Genomic DNA, 19,875 nt, shown 5'->3' with positions numbered 1-19,875 from the left:
TCACTCGACGACCATGCCTTCGGCGATGGCGAACTGTTCGGTGCCGTCGAAGCGCGTCGGGTCGAACGCGGGAACGCCGTCGCCGCCCAGGACGTCGTCGGCGAGCGCCGCTCCGGTCGCGGGGGCGCGCATGAACCCGTGGCCCTGCCAGCCGGCGGCGACGTAGAGGCCGTCGCGGAGCTCGCCGAGCAGCGGGTCGCGGTCGGGTGTGGCGGTGCAGAGGCCCGCCCACGAGCGCTCGACGGCGGGCTCGTAGCCGGGGAACCGATCCCGGAGCCGGTCGTCCATCGCGTCGACGAACCAGTCGTCGCCGTCCCGGCCGTAGTCGTCGGGGTCGGCCTCGACCGGTTCGGTGCCGTCGCCGGCGAGCACACCCTCTGGGTGGGGGCGGACGTAGTAGCCGGCCGTGGCGTCGTAGACCGTCGGCAGCTCTGCGGCGGGCGCATCGGCGGTCAGCGCCTGCACACGGTAGGGTTTCAGCGGCACCGGGACGCCGGCGTCGGCGAGCACGCGGGCGGTGTGCGCGCCGGCCGCGACCACCACGTCGTCGTACGCGGTGTCGTTGACTCGAACCGGATCGGTGGCGACGCTGGCCGGTTCGTGTGTGCGGATCTCGACACCGCGGTCGCGTGCGCGGTCGGCGATCAGGCGGGCGTACGCGGTCGTGTCCACGACCGCGGCGTCCCGCGCGATCGCGGCCGCGACGATGTCCGTGGTGTGGAGCGCGGGGACCGCCGCCGCGAGCGCGTCGGCGTCGGCGTGCTCGACCGCGCGCCCGTGGCGCTGCATGGCGGCCACCTGCTCGCGGATGGCGTCGGCGGTCGCGCCGGGTTCGGTGGCGAACCAGACGTACGGCGTCTCCGCGACGGTGAACGCACCGTGGCCGGAGAGCTCGCGGAACCGCTCGATGGCGCGGGCCGCCACGCGGGCGTCGACGGCGTCGGCGAACGCGTCGTAGCAGATGCCGGCCGCGCGCCCGGTGCTTGCGGCGGCGACGGTGTCGCGCTCGTAGACGGTCACATCGACGCCGCGCTCGGCGAGGTCGTGGGCAGCCGTCAACCCGACTGCGCCGGCTCCGATCACGGCGACGCGGCGATCCGACGCAGCGTCGGTGCGTGTCATACTCGCGGGTGGACACCCGACCCCGATAACTGTCGGGGAGGCGGCAACCCGGCCGGCGGTTTCACTTTCACCGTGGACGGCTGAGGTTGAAGCATGTCGGGGCTGCATCCACGAGCATGCCAGTCCAGACGCGCCACGCACGCCCGGAGGCAGCGACCAGCGGCCGCCGCGTCGAGGTGTCGGCGATGACGACCGCCGGTGTCGCAGCGTACGCGGCCACCCACCGCACCGAGCACACCTACATCGAGCGCCGTGGCGGCCGCACGTACGTGGTCACGCGCGAGTGAAGGCGTCGAGTCCGCGGGCTGGGTACGCGACCACGTGGTCGGCGCCCGCCGCGCGCAGTCCGGCGACGCGCTCGCGGACCGTCTCCGAGTCCCCCACCAGCGCGAAGTCCCGGACGGCCGCCGACAACACCTCGCGAGCGCGGCCGGTGGCGGTGGCGTCGGTGGCGGCGTCCTCGGGGAGCGCGCGCCGCACCGGCCCCCGGCGGGCGGTGTACGCTCCGACCGCGTCCAGAATGGCGTCCTCGTCGTCGGTCAGCACGGTGGGCGCGTACACCGCGATGTCGCCGTCGAAGCCCGCGGCGCGCAGGCCGTCGAGGTCGCGCTGGGTGCCCCGGGAGAGGAGTTCGAACTGCGTCCCCCCGGTCGCCAGGGCGGCGCGCTCGACGCCCTCGGTGCCCACCCAGGGGTCGCCATCGAGGGCGTCGACGGCGGCACCGAGGCGGGGCGCGACGGCGCGCTCGGCGGCGTCGTCGGAGAGGTATGCGCCGTGGCCGGCGACCAGAACCCGGCCGAGCTCGGGGGGCATGTCGGCGGCCAACGAGTCGTCGCCCAGTGGGTCGAAGCCGTCGACCCGGACGGGCGTCGTCACGCGGATGGCGCGGCCGTCGTCGACGCACGCGGCGAGCGCGTCGAGGTCGGGCATGTGGGCGTGGCCCTCGTAGTCGACGGTGACGGTGCTGACCCCCGCCACGAGGTCGGTGATGCGCCGCCAGTCGTGTTCGGCGGGTTTCACTGCGACTGCGTCAATGCCGGCGACCGCGGCGTGGGCGTCGCTGCTGGAACTCAGCACGACGACCCACCCCCGGCCGCGAGACAGAGTGTAGTACTAGAACAGTGCCGGAACTCGATCCATCGTCTCTGCGACCATACCCGCCGTACCACGCCCGCGGGCAAAAGGGTTGCTGTCAGGGACGGAGTGTGCGCGCGAACGCCCAGGCGTCGTGGCCCACCTCGCCGGGATGGGGCAGCCCGAGCTTGAACCGCATGCGGTCCTGGCGTTTCAGGGGGTCGAACGCGCGTGGCTCGGACAACCCCCAGACGTCCACGCGGGGCGCTGCCGCGCCGGCGGCGTCGAGCACCGCGTTGGCGGCGCGCCGCCCCGCCTCGTTGGCGGCTTCCATCGTCGCGAGATCCGTCTCGACGCGGGCGTAGTCGCCGGCGACCGCGAGGTTCGGCGCGTCCGTGTCCGGCCGCGGGCGGTGTTGGAGGCTGCCGACGGTGTTGATCACGAGCGGGGCGTCGTTGCGCAGCCCGTCGTCGGTTTCGGCGAGCTCGGGGTCCAGGAAGTGCGCGACGCGGGCCTCGTCGGGCAGCGTGTCCGCGCCGAGGTGGGCCTGGAGTTGCGCCCAGATCTCCGCGACGGCTTCCTCGCGGGTGCACTCCCGGCCGGGCTTGTCGTAGAGCACGCCGGGCGTGTCCCAGTCGGAGGCGATGACCGACACCACGCCCTGCACGTCGCCGTCAGAGCGCGCGCCGAGGTCGTGGTCGGTCCAGAACTGGCGCTGGCTCACCGACGTGATCGCCCACGGCGAGTCGGCGTAGACGGCGTGCCCGTTGACGATGGGGATGTCCCGGTCGAGGTAGAACTGGACGCCGTTCATCCACGCCGTTCGGATGCGGTCGACGCCGCGCAGCGAGGGGGCGGCGCGCCGTAGCGCGGGCGTGAGGAGGGCGGGCAGCACGTCCACGGGGAGCGCGGCCACGTAGTGGTCGGCGGTCACTGACTCGCCGTCGATCACAGCCCCGGTGACGCGGTGGCCGTCGCTGTGGAGTTCGGTCACGGGGCTGTCGAGGCGGACGTCGACGCCTTGGGCGTCGAGGTAGTCGTGCCAGTGATCGAGCCACACCTCGCTGGTGGGGCCGTCGAGGACGCGCTCGGCTGGCGCGCCCGGGTCGAGCTGGCCGAACAGCAACTGCAGGTAGATGGTGCCGACGGTGCGCGCGCTGCCGATCTCGGGGCGAAGCGCCACCAGCGCCTGCGTGGACTGCGCGAGGTGTTTCCGGTACGCCGGCGACATCGCGTCGGCGTCGATGAACTCCCACCACGACTGGTGTTCGAACGCCTGCTCGCGGCGGTCCTCACAGCTGGTCAACAGCACCGCCAGCCGGGAGACGAAATGCGCGAGTTCCCGCCGGGGGACCTCCCCGCCGGCGATCTGGGGCTGGATGGCGGACACCCACTCGCGGGGGGTGTCGGGGGACTCCGTGGACGCCACCGCGCCGTCACCGTCGGCGCTCGCGATCAGGGTTTCGCTGGTCGACACCAGGTGGTCGGCGACGGAGCCGCCGGTGCCGTCCGGGATGCGCGCCATCGTCTTCACGACGTTCGTGTAGTACGCCGGGAAGAACCGGAAGCCGTGCTCGCCGAGCAGGCCGTCGGAGCCGTCGACGGGTATCGAGCGCGCTTTCCCGCCGAGGCGGTCGTTGGCCTCGTAGACGGTCACGTCGAGGCCGCGCTCGGCGAGCTCCTGGGCCGCGGTCAGTCCTGCGATGCCACCACCAAGCACGGCCACGCGCTGGGACGCTGTCATGGCCGTCTAGTGGGCCTACCCGGACTTCAGGCTACCCCTCACGAGGTCTCCGGGTAGTCGGGGTCCAGCTCCACGACCGTCGGGTCGCGGTCCGGGGGCGTCCAGCCCGCGGCGAGATCGAGGAACTGCACGAGGATGCGCGCCGTTGCCCCCCAGACGGTGTATCCATCAACGTGGAAGAAATGCACCAACGCCGTCCCGTACTCGGGGTGGATGCGTTTTTCGAGGTCGTAGTTCGACGGGTCGGTCAGCGCCGAAACCGACAGCACGGCGACCTCATCGACTTCGCGCTCGTCGGGGTCGAACTGGCGGTCCGGGACCCGGCCGACGAACGGCGTCACCGCGTACTCGGTGATGGTGGCGATGTCGTCCAGTTGGCCGGCGAACGCGACCTCGTCGCGGCCCAGGCCGATCTCCTCGTTGGCCTCGCGGGCGGCGGTGCTGCGGCAGTCGGGGTCGCGGGGTTCGCAGCCGCCGCCCGGGAAGCTCATCTGACCCGGGTGGTCGCTGAGGTCGGCGGCGCGCTTCGTGAACACGAGCGCCGCCCCGTCGGCGGCGTCGACGACCGGCACGAGCACGGCGGCGGCGCGGTCCTGGTCGGTGACCCGGACCGGCCGGTGTGCAGCCACCCCGGAGAGGTCCATGGTCGACGCCACGGCTGCGACGAACTTAACTCACGCGCCCGCGGCGGCGGCCGGTTCAGGCGTCCTCGGAGGGGCCACCGGTGTGGTCGGTGAGGGTGTTCCGGACGCCGGACAGATCAACGGCCACCCAGGCTTCGGCGTCGTACGTGACGTCGACGAGCCTGCGGGCGTGCTCGCTGCCCGGGTCGGCGTCGGCGGCCGCCGCGGTGAGGCGCTGGCGGACGGCGTCGGCGCGGGCGGCTGCGGGGACCGTGCGGCGCTCGGTGTCCGCCAAGATGTGTGGCAGGTCCTCGGCTCCCGCAGGCGGCTCGGGAAACGCTGTCGGCCCGGGGACCAGCACTGTCGTTCCGTCGTGGGCGACCGCGAGCAGTTCGTAGGCGTTCTGTGCCGCGTCGATGGCGTCGTCCGGGTGTTCGGTTCCGTCGCCGTGCCGGCCCGCGTGCTCGCGGACCGCAGTGCTGAGTTCGGCCCGCGTGAGGCCGCCGAACAACGCCACGATGCCGGCCAGTGCGTCACCGTCCATGTGTCACGGTGGCTGCCCGAAGACGGGTCACTCTTCGGTGTCGGCGGCGTCGGCCCGCGCCGCCGCCGCCACGTCGCCGGGGGTGAGCGAGACCGTCGACCACGCGGGCAGTCGGGTGTCAGCGCCGGGCGGCTGTACCGCCTGTGCGTACGTCGTGATCTGGTCGCGCTCGCGCTCGGCGTCGTAGCTGAGATCGTTGAACGCGGCGTCGGCGCTGTAGGCGTCCACGAGGCGGGTGGCGTGCTCGCGGTAGCGCTCCCGGACGGTGTCGTAGGCGATGTCGACGCCGGTGTCCGCGACGGCGCGCAGCAGCGCCGCGCCAACCCCCCGGCTCATCTCCGAGAGCCCCGTCGGGCCGGAGACCGCGCGGTGGTCGTGCTCGTACCGCCCCAGGTCGACCTGTGCGACGCCGGCCGCGCCCGCCAGCCGGAACGCCTCGCCGAGGGTGCCGACCTCCAGGCCCCACTCGCGTTGCACCCGCAGTCCGCGCGCAGCCTCGCTGGTGAGCCCACACTCGCCGGCCAGCGCGTACCGGAACGACCCGAGGAAATCGAGCACGTCGTGGTCGTGGGTGTCCTCAAGCGCCGCCACCAGCGGCGTGTAGAACAGCCGGAACAACCGCCCGTACAGCCGGTCGTTCTCCACGCGAGCGTAGTAGCCCTTCGAGAACTCGAAGCCGTCGGCGAGCGGGAACAGCAGCTTGTTGACGTCCCGGGCCTCGTAGGTGTCCGTGTCCGCGTCGTGGAGCACGACGAAGTCGTGGCGGGCCGCGACGCCCAGCGCCAGCCAGACGTCACGCCCCTTGCCTCGGGGGCCGTCGAGACCGGCGTCGGCGAGCAGTCCCTCGACCCGGGGGCCGTCGCACCACAGCAGGGTGAGATCGAGGTCGAAGCCGGCCAGCCACTCTCGGAACGCCGGCACGCGCTCTGCGGGCGCGCGCAACGGCACGACGACGGCTGCGGGGTCGACGCGCTCAAGCTCCGAGAAGACGCGCTCGGTCGCGAGGCTGGCGTACTCGCGGTCGGTCATCGGGACGACGACCGCGGCACGGCCTGCCGGGGCGGGCGGGTCGGCGTCGCCGTAGTCGTGGAGCGTCGCCACGCGCTCCTGGGTGTAGTCCATACGTCGACGGCAGTGGCGGCAGGGGAATTAGCTTGCGCCCTGCGGCAAGCGCCCCGCCCACTGCAGTGCCACGAGGCAGACCGCGAGTACGCCCAGGCCGGCGGCGCCGGTGCGGAAGATGGTGTCGTAGGCGAACCCGGTCCCGCGAAGCGTGCCCACGACGACGCTGCCGAGCGCCTGCACGAGCATCATCGACGCGCTGTAGCCGGCGTACGCCGACCCGCGGTCGCTGTCGGGGAGGCTGTCCAGCAGGAAGGTGTCGATGGCGGGAAAGAGGCTGTGGATGGCGTACCCCAGGCAGAGCGAGACGGCGGCGACAGCGAGCGTGGCGTTGACGACCGTGATCGCGAACAGCGTGACGACGAACGACCCGAGGATGGCGAGCATCAGCGGGACGTGGCGGAACCGGTCGGCGAGCCGGCCCGTGTACCAGAACGCCGGCACGCCAGCGGCGAACACGACCGTCAGGAGGAGGTTGGCGGTGCGCTTGGTGACGCCTTTCGTCTCGATGAGGTATTTCGGGTAGAAGTTGAAAAAGCCGTTCCAGACGAGGCCGGTAATGCCGACGGTGACGACGCCGAGCGCGACGATGCGGTACTGGCGGCGGACGGACCCGAGGAGGTCGCGGTCGGCTCCAGCGGCGTCGGGCAGGTCGGCGCGCTCGGCGGTGACGTACAACACGACCGTGACGACGGCGGCGGCCGCCGACAGCAGGTAGAACGGCGCACGCCACGTGTAGCGGACGAGCAGCACGCGGACGACCAGCAGCGGCGCGACCGCGGCCGCGAGCTGCGAGGCCGTGCCGTGGATGCCGATGACGCGACCGACGCGATCGGGGAACAGCTCACTCACGAGGGGGCTCGCGGCGACGAAGTAGACGCCCGACGCCAGCCCGACGAACAGCGCGCCGACCATCACCAGCTCGATCGTCGGCGCAAGCGTCATCCCCCCCGAGGCGACAGTGAGCAGGCCGCCAGTCCCGAGGACGACCCGATGGCGGGCGACTCGCGTGAGGAGGTAGCCGGCCGGGAGCCGGGGGAGCGCGCTGCCCAGCCACGCCAGCGTCGCCACCAGCCCGACTGCGGCGTTGCTCGTCCCGACGAAGAACTCCTGGAGCGGCACCACGAGGGGCGCGAACACGACCCGGCCGAAGTTCACGAGGAAGACGAGCGCGCACAGCGAGCCGAACAGGGGGAGCCGACGCGCGCCGCTGTCGCTGGATGGGGCCACACGGCGGCTTCTCGGCGGGCAGCAACAACCCTTCGGGTTCCGGCGACCGACGCGCGCCGCTACTCGAAGATGGCGTCGAAGGCGTTCGCGCCCAGCGGCTCGAACGTGCCGGCGTCGGCGTTCTCCGTGACGTGGTCGGCGTCGGTGGTGCCGGCCAGCGCGCTGGTCACGCCGGGCGCGCTGCGCGCGAAGTTCACCCCGCGCTGGGCGGGCGTCTCCCCCGCCAGTTGGGTGTCGACCGCCGAGGGGATGCCGGACACCACCTCGCCCTGCCCCAGGCTCGCCGACGTGAACACGTTCAGGCCGGCCTCGTGGGCGTACCAGAGCACGCTCTGGGGGCCGTCGGGGCCCTCCTGGGCGGCGACGGTGAACGCGTCGGCCATGTAGACGTTGAACGGCACCTGGATGGCGCGCAGGTGGGTGGCCGTGTTCCCGACGGTCTTCGCCGCGGCGCGCGCCCGCGAGATTATCTCGCCGAGGTCCAGGTAGTGGTCGTGATCGGCGGGCACCCGGAACGCCTCCCAGGTCGCCACCCCGTAGTGGGTGATGTCGCCGGCCGCCACGCGCTGTTCGAGGCGCTCGAAGGTGGCTTCCAGGTGGTCGTAGACCGCCGACGCGGGGCGCTCGTCGAGTTGGGTTTCGGGGTTGTGGACGTAGTAGAGGTCGATGGTGTCCACGCCGAGGTTCGACAGCGACCGGTCGACCATGGCGTCGATGTACCCGGGCGCGATGCTGTGGCTGCCGGCCGCGAGGTCGTCGCCGTCGACGACGCCGCGATCGACGAACTCGCGGCGAACGTACTCGCCGGGGGCGTCGGGCTGCGCGCCGTCGAACGGCACGAACCCGCCCTTGGTCGCGAGGAACACGGCGTCGCGGGAGATCTCGCTGTCCCGGATCGCGCGCCCGACGACGCGCTCGCTGCGCTGGTGGCGGTAGTTCACGGCCGTGTCGATGACGTTCACGCCGGCCGTGAGACCGGCGCGCACCGTCTCGTAGAGCGCGTTGTCGACGGCGGCCGTCGGCGCGCCGAGGTACGTGCCGAGGCCAACGCTGGAGACCGCACAGTCGCCCACGCGCCGGAAGTAGGTGCGGGCGGTCGCGTCGCCGAATCGCTGCTTGTACTGGAAGGTCGCGTCGGCGGTGGCCATGCCGGCAGTTCGGCCGGGCGTTACTTGTACTCGCCGCGTTCGTGCGCCCGGATGGCGGCCTGATACCCCGACCGGAACGTCGGATGCGCGAACGAATACCCCAGCTCGGTGAGGCGGTCGTTCGAGCAGCGCTTGCTCGTGCGCAGTCGGCGCTCGGCGGGCGTCGAGAGGTCGCCGGCGGCGATGCGCTCGGCGACGGTCTGCTTGGCGGGCTGCGGGACGCCCGCCTCGTCGGCGAGCCAGTCGGCGAACGCCCACTTCGAGACGGGGTCGTCGTCGACCGCCAACAGCACGTCCGCGTCGGCGTCGGTGAGCGCGAACGCCACCACGCCGGCGGCGTCGTCCCGGTGAATCATGTTCAGGTAGCCCTCCGTCACCGGGCCGTCGAGGTACCGGGTCAGTCGATACCGGTCCGGGCCGTAGAGGCCGGCGAACCGCACCACCGTGGGGTCCAGGCCGTGCTCGGGGGCGTCGGTGAGCGCGACGCGCTCGGCGTCCACCAGCGCCGCGGTCTTCTCGGTGGTCGGGTCGAGGGGTGTCTCCTCGTCCACCCAGTCGCCGTCGTGGTCGCCGTAGACGCCCGTGCTGGACGTGTAAACGAGCTGCTCTGGGGGGTCGTCGCGGCCGCCGAACTGCTCGACGACGGTCCGCAGGCCGTCGACGTACACCTCGCGGGCGGCGTCGGCCCCCCGACCGCCGGACGACACCGCGAACACCACCGCGTCGGCGTCCGGGACCGCGGCCAGCGACGCGGCGTCGGTGACGTCGGCGCGCACCGCGGTCGCGCCGGTCTCCCGGACCGCGTCGAGGCTGTCCGGGGAGCGACACACGCCGACAACGTCGTGGCCGGCGGCGAGCAGGCGGCGCGCGAGCGCGCACCCAACGTAGCCACAGCCCAGGATTGCGACCCGCATCAGTAGGGGTTCTGGGCGGCGACGTAGCGGTGGATGCGCGCGTACTCCGCGAGGGTCATGGGCTGGCGGCCCTCCAGTTTCTGCTGGAGGGGTTTGGCGTCGTGGTCGCCGTCGAGGCCGCGCGCCAGCGCGTCCACGTCGAGCACGGCGGAACTCATCTGCAACATCACGTGGTCCTGGAGTTCGGCCTGGAGGGTGTCCGCGGGCGGGTAGTCGTCGCTGGCGGCCAGGATGTCGGCCGCCTCGGTGACCGTCAGCGTGGGCGAATCGCCGGCTGCGAGCGCGGCGATCGTGTCGGCGTCGATGTCGGCGTGGGCGGCGACGGCGTCCGAGCCGACGGTTTCGATGACGTCGGCGAGCGTTGCCTCGTACTGCGCCCGGACCGCGTCGGCGGTCGTCTCCGCGGGCGTCTGGATCTCGTCGGTGAACACGCACGCCGGTACGACCCCGAGGGTCAAGGACACTGCGCTCCCGGTGTCAGGTCGTGTGTTGCGGCCACACATGTCACCTGCGGGCACAACGTTGATACGGATGCCGTGAATCCCGTGACATATGAAGGCCGCCCTCATCGGCGTCGGTCAGGCCGGCGGTAAGGTGACCGAAGCCCTCCTCGCCGAGGACCAGCGCGCGGAGTACGGTGCCGTTCGCGGAACGCTCGCCGTCAACACCGCGAAGACGGATCTGGAAGGGCTGGACATCGACACGATGCTGATCGGTCAGGAGCGCGTCAAAGGACACGGCGTCGGTGCCGACAACGAACTCGGCGCGGAGGTGATGACCAACGACGTCCGGGAGGTCATGGGCGGGCTGGACGGGGTCGTTGATCCACACACCGAAGCGATCTTCGTGATCGCGGGGCTGGGCGGCGGCACCGGATCGGGGGGCGCGCCGGTGTTGGTGAAAGAACTCCAGCGCGTCTACGAGATCCCCGTCTACGCGCTGGGGATCCTGCCCGGCCGTGACGAGGGCGGCATCTATCAGGCGAACGCCGGCCGGTCGCTGAAGACGCTCGTCAGGGAGGCCGACTCCACGCTGCTCGTGGACAACGACGCGTGGCGGTCGACCGGGGACAGCGTCACCGAGGCGTTCGACGAGATCAACAGCCGGATCGCCAGACGCGTGGGCATCCTGCTGGCGGCCGGGGAGAACATCGAGGGCGTCGGCGAGAGCGTCGTGGACTCCAGTGAGGTGATCAACACGCTGCAGTCCGGGGAGATGTCCGCGATCGGGTTCGCGTCCGCCGAGGCGGCCGCCGACGCCGGGGAGAACATCAACACCATCACCTCGACGGCGCGCAAGGCCTTGCTGTCGGGAATGAGCGTGCCACAGACCACGGAGGCCGGCGCGGCGCTGGTGGTCGCCGCGGGGGAAAGCGAGCGCGTCTCCCGGAAGGGCGTCGAGAAGGCGCGGACGTGGGTCGAAGACGAGACCCGCAGCATGCAAGTGCGGGGCGGTGATTTCCCCTTGGACTCGGATAAGATCGCGGTGCTGGTGTTGCTCGCGGGGATCTCCCGGAGCCAGCGCCTCCAGGAGTTCATGGACCGGGCCAAGGAGGCAAGCAAGGAGGTCGAGGCCGAACAGGAGACGGAGAACTTCCAGGCGGACGAACTCGACGACCTGATCTGATCGCGGACAGCGACGGTCAGTCGTCGGCAGTCACGAGGGTGTCGCCGTCGAACTCGCGGCTGTCGTACTGGACGTCCATGAGGTCAAGCAGCGTCGGCGCGATGTCGTAGAGGTTCGTCGACGACGGGATCGACACGTCGGGGGCGTCGGTGACCAGCGTCGCGTTCTCGAAGGAGTGCATGCCGTTGCGGGGGCCGTGGCGGAACACGTCGCCGGGCGTCGAGAACCCGGCTTTGAGGTCGAAGCCGTGGTTCGGGATGGCGACCAGGTCCGGCGCGATGGCGTCGTGGTCGCCGTCGAAGACGGCGTCGCCCTCGACGACACGATCGACGACCTGCCGGCCGTCCGGCGATTCGAGCGCGGTCAGCGCGTCGCTGACTTCCGCAAGCACCGCGTCGGCGTCGTCGGCGGCGACGCTCCCGCGGGGCTCGCGGCCCTCGCGGTTGAGGTAGAACCGCCCGGGGATGAACGAGTACACCTGCGTGTCGTCGCTGATGTCGCCGAGCCCCTCCGGATCGGGGCTGTCGAAGGACAGCCAGCCCTGGTCGGCGAGCCACGAGTTCAAGTGGACTTCGTAGTCCTCGCTGGTGAACCCGTGATCGGAGGCGACCACGAGGGTCACGTCGTCGGCGATCGCCGCCCGGATCTCGCCGATGTAGCGGTCCACTTTCTCGTAGAACTCGAAGAACGCCGCCTCGTTGTCGCCGTGTTCCTCGTAGTCCTTGAACAGGAAGTGGTTGACGCGGTCCGTGGACATGAACACGCCGAAAAAGAGGTCCCAGTCGTCGGCGTCGATGTACTCCAGGAACGCCTCCTGGCGGGCGTCGATGGTCTCGTGGGCGTCCTCGATGAACGCGGCTTTGTCGTCGTCGTGGCCGAGTTTCGCGTTCACGTCGATGCGGTAGTCGGTGGCTTCGAGGGCGTCCGCGAACTCGGGGGGGTGGGCGGCCTTCTCGATGTCCGGGGAGAGGAACCCCGAGCTCATGCGCTGGACGTTGCGCTGGGGCGGGAACGTCACCGGGACGTTCATCACGGTGGCGTCGCGGCCGGCGTCGGTGACGCGATCCCAGACGCGGGTCGCCTGCACGTCCTGTCCCATGGGGACGTACGTCTCGTAGCTCCCGGTTTCGCGGTCTTGGAAGCCGTAGACGCCGGTTTCGCCGGGGTTGACGCCGGTCGTCAGCGAGGGCCAGCAGGCGCTGGACTCCGGGGGAACGATGCTCTCGATAGCGCCGCCCGACCCCGCGGCCATCGCGTCGTGGAGGTTCGGGAACGTATCGGGATGATCGCGGATGAGGCTGAACGGCACGCCGTCGATACCAACGAACGCAACCCGGCCAGCGTCGCTTCCGCGAAGTCGGTCGAACAGACCCATACCGAACCGTCTCCGCTCCGCCACTAAAACGTTGGTTTCCAGGGACGAACGGCGGCTACGCGTGTTCGAACGCCGAGAACAACGCTTTCCGGGTGCTGGCGTCGATGAGGTCGTCGAGGGTCGCCCTGCGGTCGGCGCTGACGCGACTGAACAGGCCGAGTGGGACGCGCGCGGTGGCGGTGTCGGTGTCCCCGCCGAGGCCCTCGGGGTGGTCGAACGCCGACGCCAACACGTCCATGGCGCTCGTGCGCACGTCGTCGGCGCGACACGCCGTCACGACGGTGTCCTCGTGGACGCCGAAGGCGGCCGCCGACGACACGCCGTCGAGGCGCAACAGGGTGTCGGCGGCCTCCTCGAGGGCGCTGACTGCGGGGACGGACCCGACGTTCGTGACCGCGAAGCTGGCGCGGCGTTCGCGGTTCTCGATGGCCGCCCCGATCACGTCGAAGGTCTCCCCGCTCATGCCGGGGGCGCGCAGCGTGTCGATGGTGCCCTGGTCGACGAACTCTTCGAGGAACGTCGCCGCCCGAAAGTCGTCGGCCGACCGGACGCGGCGGAACTCCCGGGTGGCGGCTCGGATGCCGTGCTGGAGGGCGGTTGCGACGTCCTGGTCGGGGGTGTGGTTGGCGCGCTCGAAGAACCGGGAGACGATGGTCGCGGTCGCACCGGCGTCGCTGCCGGTGATGACGAGTGGGTGGTCGACGGCCGCGGGGCGGTGGCGGATCACCGCGACGACCGGCGGCTGGTTGGCGAACGACGGAACGGTGCCGCCGCCGCCGACCGCGACGGCGCCGTCGTAGTCGTCGAGTGGGTCGTCGGCGATGCCGAGCGTGAGGTCGAAGAGGTTGCAGAAGGCTTTGGCGTCGTCGCTGGTGACGTCGCCTTCGGCGAACACGCGTCCCGTGACACCCCATTCTTCGCAGAGGTCACAGAGCCCGGTTGCGGCGGCGAGCGCGTCGACGCTGGGGTTCTCGGGGACGACGAACGCGACGGATTCGACGGAGGCGATGGCGTCGCGGAGCCGCGCGTAGTCGTCGTTGGTGGTGGTGGCCGCCCGCCGGCGGCGGATCAGGAGACGGACGACGTATGCGCCGGTCCCGCCGACGGCGGCGGCGACGCCGGCGAGCACTGCCAGGGAGCGTGGCGCGAGGAGGCCCACCTCAGGGAGCATGTGGGCGAGAGTCACCGCGAACCGTTAAGTAGCTTATCCCGGGTCAGTGGGTGTGATCGGTGTCCGCGTCGGCGTCGGCGGTGTCCGCGGCGTCAGCGTCGAAGTTCAGTGGGACGACCGTGGGATGGTCGACGCCGACCGTGGGAGTGTCAGTGCTCATTGCGACTGAACGTACGGCTGCACGCCTCAAGTAATCGTCCATGCGCTTGACAAATCCGCGCTGGGAGGGAGATGCGCCGGAATAATACGCCGGGGGTGGCGTTACGCGAACTGCTCGTCGTAGAGGTCTTGAGCGTGCTCGATGGCGTCTTTGGCGGCCTGCGCGTCGCCCCAACCGAGCACCGCCGTCTCCTTGTCCGCTTCGAGGTTCTTGTACGTCTCGAAGAACTCCGCGATCTCGGCTTTCTGCTGGTCGGTGAGGTCGTCGACGTCCTCGACATCGTCGTAGCGGGGGTCCTCCTCGGGGACGGCGATGACCTTGTCGTCCTGCTCGCCGTCGTCGTCCATCTCCATCAGCGCGACCGGGCGCGCTTCGATGACGCAGCCGGGGAACGTCTGGTCTTCGACGAGCACGAGCACGTCGAAGGGATCGCCGTCGTCGTAGTACGACTGCGGGATGAACCCGTAATCCGACGGGTAATGGACGTTCGAGTGCAGCACGCGGTCAAGCACCACGCCCGGGATGTCTTTGTCGTATTCGTATTTGTTCCGCTCGCCTTTGAGACACTCCACGACGGCGTAGATGACGTCCGGAGCGTCGGGTCCGGTTTCGAGGTCTTCCCAGAGGTTTGCCATGCTGTTGGAGGTGTGGGGCGCGCCGAAAAAGGGTTTTCGTATCGCCGTTCGGCCGCGAAACGGGGAGTCAGGTGAGAAGTGTTTAAATGTCCGGGCCACTTCACTTCAGCTATGTCAGAGGCGCAACCCGATACACGGAGTGACGCACGTGACCTGACCGCGTTCCAGAAGAACATCCTGACCGTCCTCGGCGAGGAAGCCCGATACGGTCTCGCAATCAAGCGCGAACTCGAAGAGTACTACGGCGAGGAGGTCAACCACGGCCGTCTGTACCCGAACCTCGACGATCTCGTCAACAAGGGCCTCGTCGAGAAGTCCGAGTTGGACAAACGGACCAACGAGTACGCGCTCACCAACGAGGGCTTCGACGCGGTCGTCGACGACCTCGAATGGACGCTCTCGAAGTTCGTCGCCGACGCCGACCGCCGCGAGCGCGTCGAGACCATCGTCGCCGACGACTGAGGACTGGGCATCCCCAGGCAGTTTTTCCAGCACACACCACACCCCCAGCAGCGGCGTTACGGCGTGTCCTCGTCGGTGGTGGCTGCGATGTCGTCGATGATCGCAAGCGACGCCTCGATGGCGTCGCGCTGATCGGCGCTGGGCCACGCGTTCCGGGGGAAGAACTCCTCGCGGAACCGCGTGCGCTCCGCGTCGGTCGCGGTGTCCATGGGGCGCGCATAGTGGTTGTTCATGAACGCCGCGAACGCGGCCGCGTTCTGGGCGTGCACGTCGTCGTGGGCGGCCGCAACGCGGTCGACGATGGCGGCGTTGCGGGCGGCGGCGTGCTCGTAGTCGCCCTGTTCGCCGCCGCCGGCGAGCGAGCGTTCGACGGCGCGGTCGGGGTCGTCGATGTCGCCGGGGTGGACGGTGCCGTCGGTGAGCCAGTCGGTGGGATAGCAGACCAGCGTCGCGTCGGCGTCACGGACCCGCGCGAGGAAGCCGTGGTCGGCGAGCAGTTCGTCGCGGCGGTCGCGGTAGGCGTCGGCGGCGGCGGGGTCGGTGGCGTCGCGGGCGAGCCGCGTGAGTCGCTGTGCCTCGGCGGCCGCGTCGGCTGGCAGCTCAGGCATCGTCGAGGGCCTCGTTGGCGAGGGCGTCGGCGCGCTCGTTGGTCGCCCGTGGCACGTGGGTGATCGACCAGTCGTCGAACCCCGTGAGGAGTTCGCGGGCGCGCACTCGTTTCCGCCTGAGGTCGGGGTCGTTGGTGTCCCACGCGCCGGTGAGCTGTTTCTCGACGAGCTGGGAGTCCCCCCGTAGTTCGATGTCGTCGAACCCGAAGTCGGCGGCGGCTTCCAGGGCGGCGATCAGGGCGTCGTATTCGGCCTGGTTGTTGGTAGCGCGGCCGATGGTGTCGCCGCCCTCGGCGACGATGCCGCCGGCGCCGGAGACGAGCACCCAGCCGACCGCGGCGGGGCCGGGGTTCCCGCGGCTTGCGCCGTCGAAGTAGGCGTGCACGCGGCCGCCGCGGTCGGGTTGGACGACGGCCGTGATGTCAGTGGGCGACCCCCCCTGGACGACGAGTTTGTCCGCGTAGGCGACGGCGTGGGCGTCCCCGAGGTCGGCGTGCCACAGTTCGTGCTCGGAGTTCCCGTCGCTGAACGATGCGCCGGCGTCGGCCAACGCCGCGCGGGCTGTCTGGATGTCGCACTCGACGACTGGCATTGAAGTCAGGTCACCCCGCGTCCCGTTTATGGGTTACTGTTCGGGGCGGCGTGCCTGGCGCGGGGAAACGCGGCTGAGCCGGTGGTTCTCGCCGACAACCGCGTGGTATTGTGTTGGATTGAAGACCGCTCAATACTGCCAATGGGTTTATGAGTGTGCGCGACACTAATATAAAAATGCGATGACACGGTCCACCCGCCAGCGGGAGCGAGAAACGGCGGCAAAGCAGGAGGAGGAGGAGGACTCCGAGGAGGGGGTGCGGGAGTGCCCGGAGTGTGGCTCGGATAACCTCGTGAAGAGTTCGGACCGCGCGGAATTGGTCTGCAACGACTGTGGCCTCGTCGTCGAAGAAGAGCAGATCGATCCCGGTCCGGAGTGGCGGGCGTTCAACCACCAGGAGCGACAGGAGAAGTCCCGCGTCGGCGCGCCGACGACCCAGACGATGCACGACAAGGGACTGACCACGACGATCGACTGGAAGGACAAGGACGCCTACGGCCGCTCTATCTCCTCGAAGAAACGTTCGCAGATGCACCGACTGCGGAAATGGCAGGAACGAATCCGAACGAAAGACGCCGGCGAGCGCAACCTCCAGTTCGCGCTCTCGGAGATCGACCGGATGGCGTCGGCGCTCGGCGTGCCCCGGTCGGTGCGGGAAGTCGCATCAGTCATCTACCGGCGCGCGCTCAAAGAGGACCTGATCCGGGGTCGATCCATCGAGGGCGTCGCCACGAGCGCGCTGTACGCGGCCTGCCGGAAGGAAGGCATTCCGCGCAGCCTCGAAGAGATCTCGGAGGTATCCCGGGTCGAGCGCAAGGAGATCGGGCGCACGTATCGGTATATCTCCCAGGAGCTCGGCCTGGAGATGAAGCCGGTCGATCCGAAGAAGTACGTGCCGCGGTTCTGTTCTGAACTCGAACTCACCGAGGAGGTCCAATCGAAAGCCAACGAGATCATCGAAACGACCGCCGAGGAGGGACTGCTCTCGGGGAAGTCACCCACCGGATACGCGGCCGCAGCCATCTACGCCGCGAGCCTGCTGTGCAACGAGAAGAAGACCCAACGCGAGGTCGCCGACGTCGCGCAGGTGACGGAGGTCACCATCCGGAACCGCTACCAGGAGCAGATCGAAGCGATGGGTATTCACGGCTGAGCCCTGGCCGTGGGCCGCCCACGTGGCCCCGTTTTCCGCCGTTTCGGAGGTGAATGGGCGCATCGAAGGGGTTTTGCGGACGCCACGGGAACGCCGTAGATATGACTGCGCCGTGGGCGGACTGGGATCACGTCCTCAAGATCGATCCGGACAAGTCGCTGGTGGACGGTGAGACGTTCGACGACGTCGCGCAGACGGGCACGGACGCGATCGAGATCGGCGGAACACTCGACGTGACCACCGAGAAGATGCGCCGCGTCATCGACGCGTGTCGGACACACGAGGTGCCGCTGTATCAGGAGCCGTCGAACCCCGCCGTCGTCGTCGAGGACGAGGCCCTGGACGGCTATCTCGTGCCGGTGGTGTTGAACGCCGGGGATCCGTTCTGGATCACGGGTGCGCACAAGGAGTGGGTGCGGATCGCGGACCTCGACTGGGAGCGCACCACGACGGAGGCGTACATCGTGATGAACCCCGACGCGAGCGTGGCCGAGTACACCGGCGCGGACTGCGGGTTGGACGCCGACGAGGTGGGGGCGTACGCCACCGTGGCTGAGCGGTTGCTCGGCCAGGAGGTCGTGTACGTGGAGTATTCGGGGACGCTGGGGGATCCGGCGGTGGTCGAGGCGGCCGCCGGCGGGGTCGACGACGCGGCCGTGTTCTATGGTGGTGGGATCGACGGCTACGACGCGGCGTACCGGATGGGCGCACACGCGGACACGATCGTGGTCGGGGATCTGGTACACGAGGCCGGGGTGGACGCCGTCAGAGAGACCGTATCGGGGGTTCGGGACGCGCAGGCCGAGGAGTGAGGGGCGCGTGCCGAGACTGTAATGCTTACAGTGCCGCGTCGCCGAGAGCGGTGCAATGAGCGACGGTGAGTCGGCGGTCGCGTTCGCGCCGGGGCACGTGACGGGGTTTTTCAGCGTGGACGCGGGCGCGACCGAGGCGGCGGTCGCGTCGGGGTCTCGGGGTGCGGGAGTCGCGCTCTCTGCGGGCGTCACCGTCACGGTGACGCGGGCCGAGAACACGGGCGTGGTGTTGAACGGAACGCCGACGGAGATCGCGAGCGTGCGGGGCGTCCTCGATGCGCTTGGCGTGACCGCGCGCGTGACCGCGGAGACGCCGCTGCCGCTGGGTGCGGGGTTCGGCGTGTCGGGTGCGACCGCGCTGGCGGCGGCGTTGGCGGCCAACGAGGTGTTCGGGTGTGGGTGCTCGGAGAACGAGTTGGTGCAGGTGGCCCACGTGGCCGACGCCGAGGCGGGCACGGGGCTCGGCGACGTGGTGGCGCAGGCGCGCGGTGGGCTTCCCGTTCGGGTGGAGCCGGGAGCGCCGCCCCACGGCAGCCTGGACGGGGTGCCGGCGAGCGGGCGCATCGAGTACGTGTCGTTCGGCGGGCTGTCGACCAGTGACGTGATCGGTGGGGAGACGGACGCGCTGTCGGCGGCCGGTGCGGACGCGCTGGCGGCCCTGCGCGCGGATCCGACGGTGGCCGAGTTCGTCGCGGCGTCGCGGCGGTTCGCGCGGGCGGCGGGGTTGGTGGATGCGGCGGTCGCGGACGCCATCGCGGCGGTCCAGGCGGCTGGCGGTGAGGCCGCGATGGCGATGCTCGGGCGGACGGTGTTCGCGCTCGGAACGGGGTTGAGCGACGCGGGGTACGACGCGGCGTCGTGTGCGATCCATCACGGCGGCGCGTCGCTGCGGTGAGAGCGGGCGATTTTTGCCCGCCAACGGTGTTGGTGGGGTATGACCGAGATTCCCGAGGACCACCCGCGACACGACTCGCTGGTGACCCGCCACCGGATCGAGGACGGGGTGGACGACGGTATCACGAGCCGACAGGGGTTGATCGCGCAGGGCCGCGGGGAGGCGTACGACTACCTGTTGGGCGAGGAAACGATCCCCAGCGCGGACGCCGCCGAGCGGGCGGCCGCCGCGCAGTTGTTGACTGCGGACCACCCGGTGGTGTCGGTCAACGGGAACGTGGCCGCGCTCGTGCCCGACGCGCTCGTGGCGTTGGCGGCGGCGACCGGCGCGGATCTGGCGGTGAACCTGTTCAATCGGACCGAGGAGCGCGTCGAGCGGATCGCGGACCACTTGCGCGAGCACGGCGCGAGTGGGGTGTTGGGGACGAAGGCGGACGCGCGGATCCCGGGGTTGGACCACGAGCGCGCGACCGTCGACAGCGACGGGATCTACGACGCCGACGTGGTGTTGGTGCCCTTGGAGGACGGGGATCGGGCGGCGGCGCTGGCCGAGATGGGGAAGACGGAGCTGGTGATCGACCTGAACCCGCTGTCGCGGTCCGCGCAGGCGGCGTCGGTGCCGATCATCGACAACGTGGTGCGGGCGGTGCCGAACATCACAGCACACGCGCGTGATCTGTCAGCAGCGGAGGGTGATGCCCGTGAGGAGTGCATCCAAGAGTTCGACCGGGAGGCCGCCCTACGGGCGGCAGAGGAGCGAATCAGGGGCGGTATGAGTGGTGGCGCGTAGGGTGAGAGCGCGCTGACGTACACTATTTTTGGTGAGCCGAAAACCGAACGTCTTTTGAATCTTTAGGTTGCCCTAA

The 19,875-nt window shown here is 70.3% G+C and carries 22 protein-coding genes; 7 read left to right on the top strand and 15 right to left on the bottom strand.

Annotated features, from left to right (window positions below; genetic code table 11):
- Positions 1–1,122 (bottom strand): FAD-binding oxidoreductase, encoded by a 1,122-nt coding sequence (locus JT689_RS02525; RefSeq protein WP_205251425.1) that lies wholly within the window; start codon positions 1,120–1,122, stop codon positions 1–3.
- Positions 1,123–1,238: 116 nt separating this feature from the next.
- Here JT689_RS02525 and JT689_RS02520 point away from each other — a divergent pair, with 116 nt between their 5' ends.
- Complete coding sequence (locus tag JT689_RS02520; protein WP_157849916.1) at positions 1,239–1,409, top strand: hypothetical protein; 171 nt, start codon at positions 1,239–1,241, stop codon at positions 1,407–1,409.
- On the opposite strand, the gene JT689_RS02515 is transcribed toward JT689_RS02520, so the two are convergent.
- The 9 genes from JT689_RS02515 to JT689_RS02475 all read right to left on the bottom strand — a co-directional run bounded on the left by JT689_RS02515 (position 1,396) and on the right by JT689_RS02475 (position 9,952).
- Positions 1,396–2,196 (bottom strand): LLM class flavin-dependent oxidoreductase, encoded by an 801-nt coding sequence (locus JT689_RS02515; protein WP_136361672.1) that lies wholly within the window; start codon positions 2,194–2,196, stop codon positions 1,396–1,398. The genes JT689_RS02520 and JT689_RS02515 overlap by 14 nt on opposite strands.
- Positions 2,197–2,314: 118 nt before the next feature.
- Positions 2,315–3,940: an FAD-dependent oxidoreductase gene (locus JT689_RS02510; RefSeq protein WP_205251424.1), complete on the bottom strand. Its 1,626-nt coding sequence runs from the start codon at positions 3,938–3,940 to the stop codon at positions 2,315–2,317.
- A 38-nt stretch (positions 3,941–3,978) separates the two neighbouring features.
- Positions 3,979–4,584 carry a CoA pyrophosphatase gene (locus JT689_RS02505; RefSeq protein ID WP_205251423.1) on the bottom strand — a complete coding sequence of 202 codons (606 nt, stop codon included), beginning with the start codon at positions 4,582–4,584 and terminating at the stop codon, positions 3,979–3,981.
- A 55-nt stretch (positions 4,585–4,639) separates the two neighbouring features.
- Positions 4,640–5,107 carry a hypothetical protein gene (locus JT689_RS02500; protein WP_205251422.1) on the bottom strand — a complete coding sequence of 156 codons (468 nt, stop codon included), beginning with the start codon at positions 5,105–5,107 and terminating at the stop codon, positions 4,640–4,642.
- Between the two features lie 27 nt (positions 5,108–5,134).
- Positions 5,135–6,229 (bottom strand): glycosyl transferase family 2, encoded by a 1,095-nt coding sequence (locus JT689_RS02495; protein ID WP_205251421.1) that lies wholly within the window; start codon positions 6,227–6,229, stop codon positions 5,135–5,137.
- A gap of 27 nt (positions 6,230–6,256) precedes the next feature.
- A complete protein-coding gene (locus JT689_RS02490) occupies positions 6,257–7,459 on the bottom strand; it encodes an MFS transporter (protein ID WP_012289129.1) in 1,203 nt (400 codons plus the stop codon).
- 59 nt (positions 7,460–7,518) lie between these two features.
- The gene (locus tag JT689_RS02485; protein ID WP_205251420.1) at positions 7,519–8,607 is read right to left on the bottom strand and encodes an aldo/keto reductase; all 1,089 of its coding nucleotides are present in this window, start codon (positions 8,605–8,607) and stop codon (positions 7,519–7,521) included.
- A 20-nt stretch (positions 8,608–8,627) separates the two neighbouring features.
- Positions 8,628–9,521, bottom strand: coding sequence for an SDR family oxidoreductase (locus tag JT689_RS02480; protein WP_205251419.1), 894 nt, complete (start codon positions 9,519–9,521; stop codon positions 8,628–8,630).
- Positions 9,521–9,952, bottom strand: coding sequence for a DUF5791 family protein (locus JT689_RS02475; RefSeq protein ID WP_205251418.1), 432 nt, complete (start codon positions 9,950–9,952; stop codon positions 9,521–9,523). The genes JT689_RS02480 and JT689_RS02475 overlap by 1 nt, the downstream gene beginning before the upstream one ends.
- A 121-nt stretch (positions 9,953–10,073) precedes the next feature.
- Between JT689_RS02475 and JT689_RS02470 the strand changes: the two genes are divergently transcribed.
- Positions 10,074–11,147 carry a tubulin/FtsZ family protein gene (locus JT689_RS02470; RefSeq protein WP_010902152.1) on the top strand — a complete coding sequence of 358 codons (1,074 nt, stop codon included), beginning with the start codon at positions 10,074–10,076 and terminating at the stop codon, positions 11,145–11,147.
- 16 nt (positions 11,148–11,163) lie between these two features.
- Here the strand turns inward: JT689_RS02470 and JT689_RS02465 are convergent, their stop codons facing one another.
- The 3 genes from JT689_RS02465 to JT689_RS02455 all read right to left on the bottom strand — a co-directional run bounded on the left by JT689_RS02465 (position 11,164) and on the right by JT689_RS02455 (position 14,488).
- Positions 11,164–12,522 carry an alkaline phosphatase family protein gene (locus JT689_RS02465; protein WP_010902151.1) on the bottom strand — a complete coding sequence of 453 codons (1,359 nt, stop codon included), beginning with the start codon at positions 12,520–12,522 and terminating at the stop codon, positions 11,164–11,166.
- Between the two features lie 55 nt (positions 12,523–12,577).
- Complete coding sequence (locus JT689_RS02460; RefSeq protein ID WP_205251417.1) at positions 12,578–13,693, bottom strand: bifunctional oligoribonuclease/PAP phosphatase NrnA; 1,116 nt, start codon at positions 13,691–13,693, stop codon at positions 12,578–12,580.
- 261 nt (positions 13,694–13,954) lie between these two features.
- Complete coding sequence (locus tag JT689_RS02455; RefSeq protein ID WP_010902148.1) at positions 13,955–14,488, bottom strand: inorganic diphosphatase; 534 nt, start codon at positions 14,486–14,488, stop codon at positions 13,955–13,957.
- Positions 14,489–14,599: 111 nt separating this feature from the next.
- Between JT689_RS02455 and JT689_RS02450 the strand changes: the two genes are divergently transcribed.
- Complete coding sequence (locus JT689_RS02450) at positions 14,600–14,950, top strand: PadR family transcriptional regulator (RefSeq protein ID WP_205251416.1); 351 nt, start codon at positions 14,600–14,602, stop codon at positions 14,948–14,950.
- A 56-nt stretch (positions 14,951–15,006) separates the two neighbouring features.
- Here the strand turns inward: JT689_RS02450 and JT689_RS02445 are convergent, their stop codons facing one another.
- Together JT689_RS02445 and rnhA are read right to left on the bottom strand one after the other, a co-directional pair.
- Positions 15,007–15,558, bottom strand: coding sequence for a rnhA operon protein (locus JT689_RS02445; RefSeq protein ID WP_205251415.1), 552 nt, complete (start codon positions 15,556–15,558; stop codon positions 15,007–15,009).
- A complete protein-coding gene (gene rnhA / locus JT689_RS02440) occupies positions 15,551–16,150 on the bottom strand; it encodes a ribonuclease HI (protein WP_205251414.1) in 600 nt (199 codons plus the stop codon). Before rnhA ends, JT689_RS02445 begins: the two co-directional genes overlap by 8 nt.
- A 181-nt stretch (positions 16,151–16,331) precedes the next feature.
- Here rnhA and JT689_RS02435 point away from each other — a divergent pair, with 181 nt between their 5' ends.
- The 4 genes from JT689_RS02435 to JT689_RS02420 all read left to right on the top strand — a co-directional run bounded on the left by JT689_RS02435 (position 16,332) and on the right by JT689_RS02420 (position 19,799).
- Positions 16,332–17,303 carry a transcription initiation factor IIB gene (locus JT689_RS02435; protein ID WP_010902144.1) on the top strand — a complete coding sequence of 324 codons (972 nt, stop codon included), beginning with the start codon at positions 16,332–16,334 and terminating at the stop codon, positions 17,301–17,303.
- Between the two features lie 101 nt (positions 17,304–17,404).
- Positions 17,405–18,115, top strand: coding sequence for a phosphoglycerol geranylgeranyltransferase (locus JT689_RS02430; protein WP_205251413.1), 711 nt, complete (start codon positions 17,405–17,407; stop codon positions 18,113–18,115).
- Between the two features lie 55 nt (positions 18,116–18,170).
- A complete protein-coding gene (locus tag JT689_RS02425) occupies positions 18,171–19,010 on the top strand; it encodes a sugar kinase (protein WP_205251412.1) in 840 nt (279 codons plus the stop codon).
- A 39-nt stretch (positions 19,011–19,049) separates the two neighbouring features.
- A complete protein-coding gene (locus tag JT689_RS02420; RefSeq protein WP_205251411.1) occupies positions 19,050–19,799 on the top strand; it encodes a 4-phosphopantoate--beta-alanine ligase in 750 nt (249 codons plus the stop codon).
- The last annotated feature ends 76 nt before the right edge of the window (positions 19,800–19,875 follow it).

Source organism: Halobacterium sp. GSL-19, assembly GCF_016917855.1.
In the GTDB taxonomy this organism is placed as follows: Archaea; Halobacteriota; Halobacteria; order Halobacteriales; family Halobacteriaceae; genus Halobacterium; species Halobacterium salinarum.
This window is presented reverse-complemented; position numbering and strand designations above follow the sequence as displayed.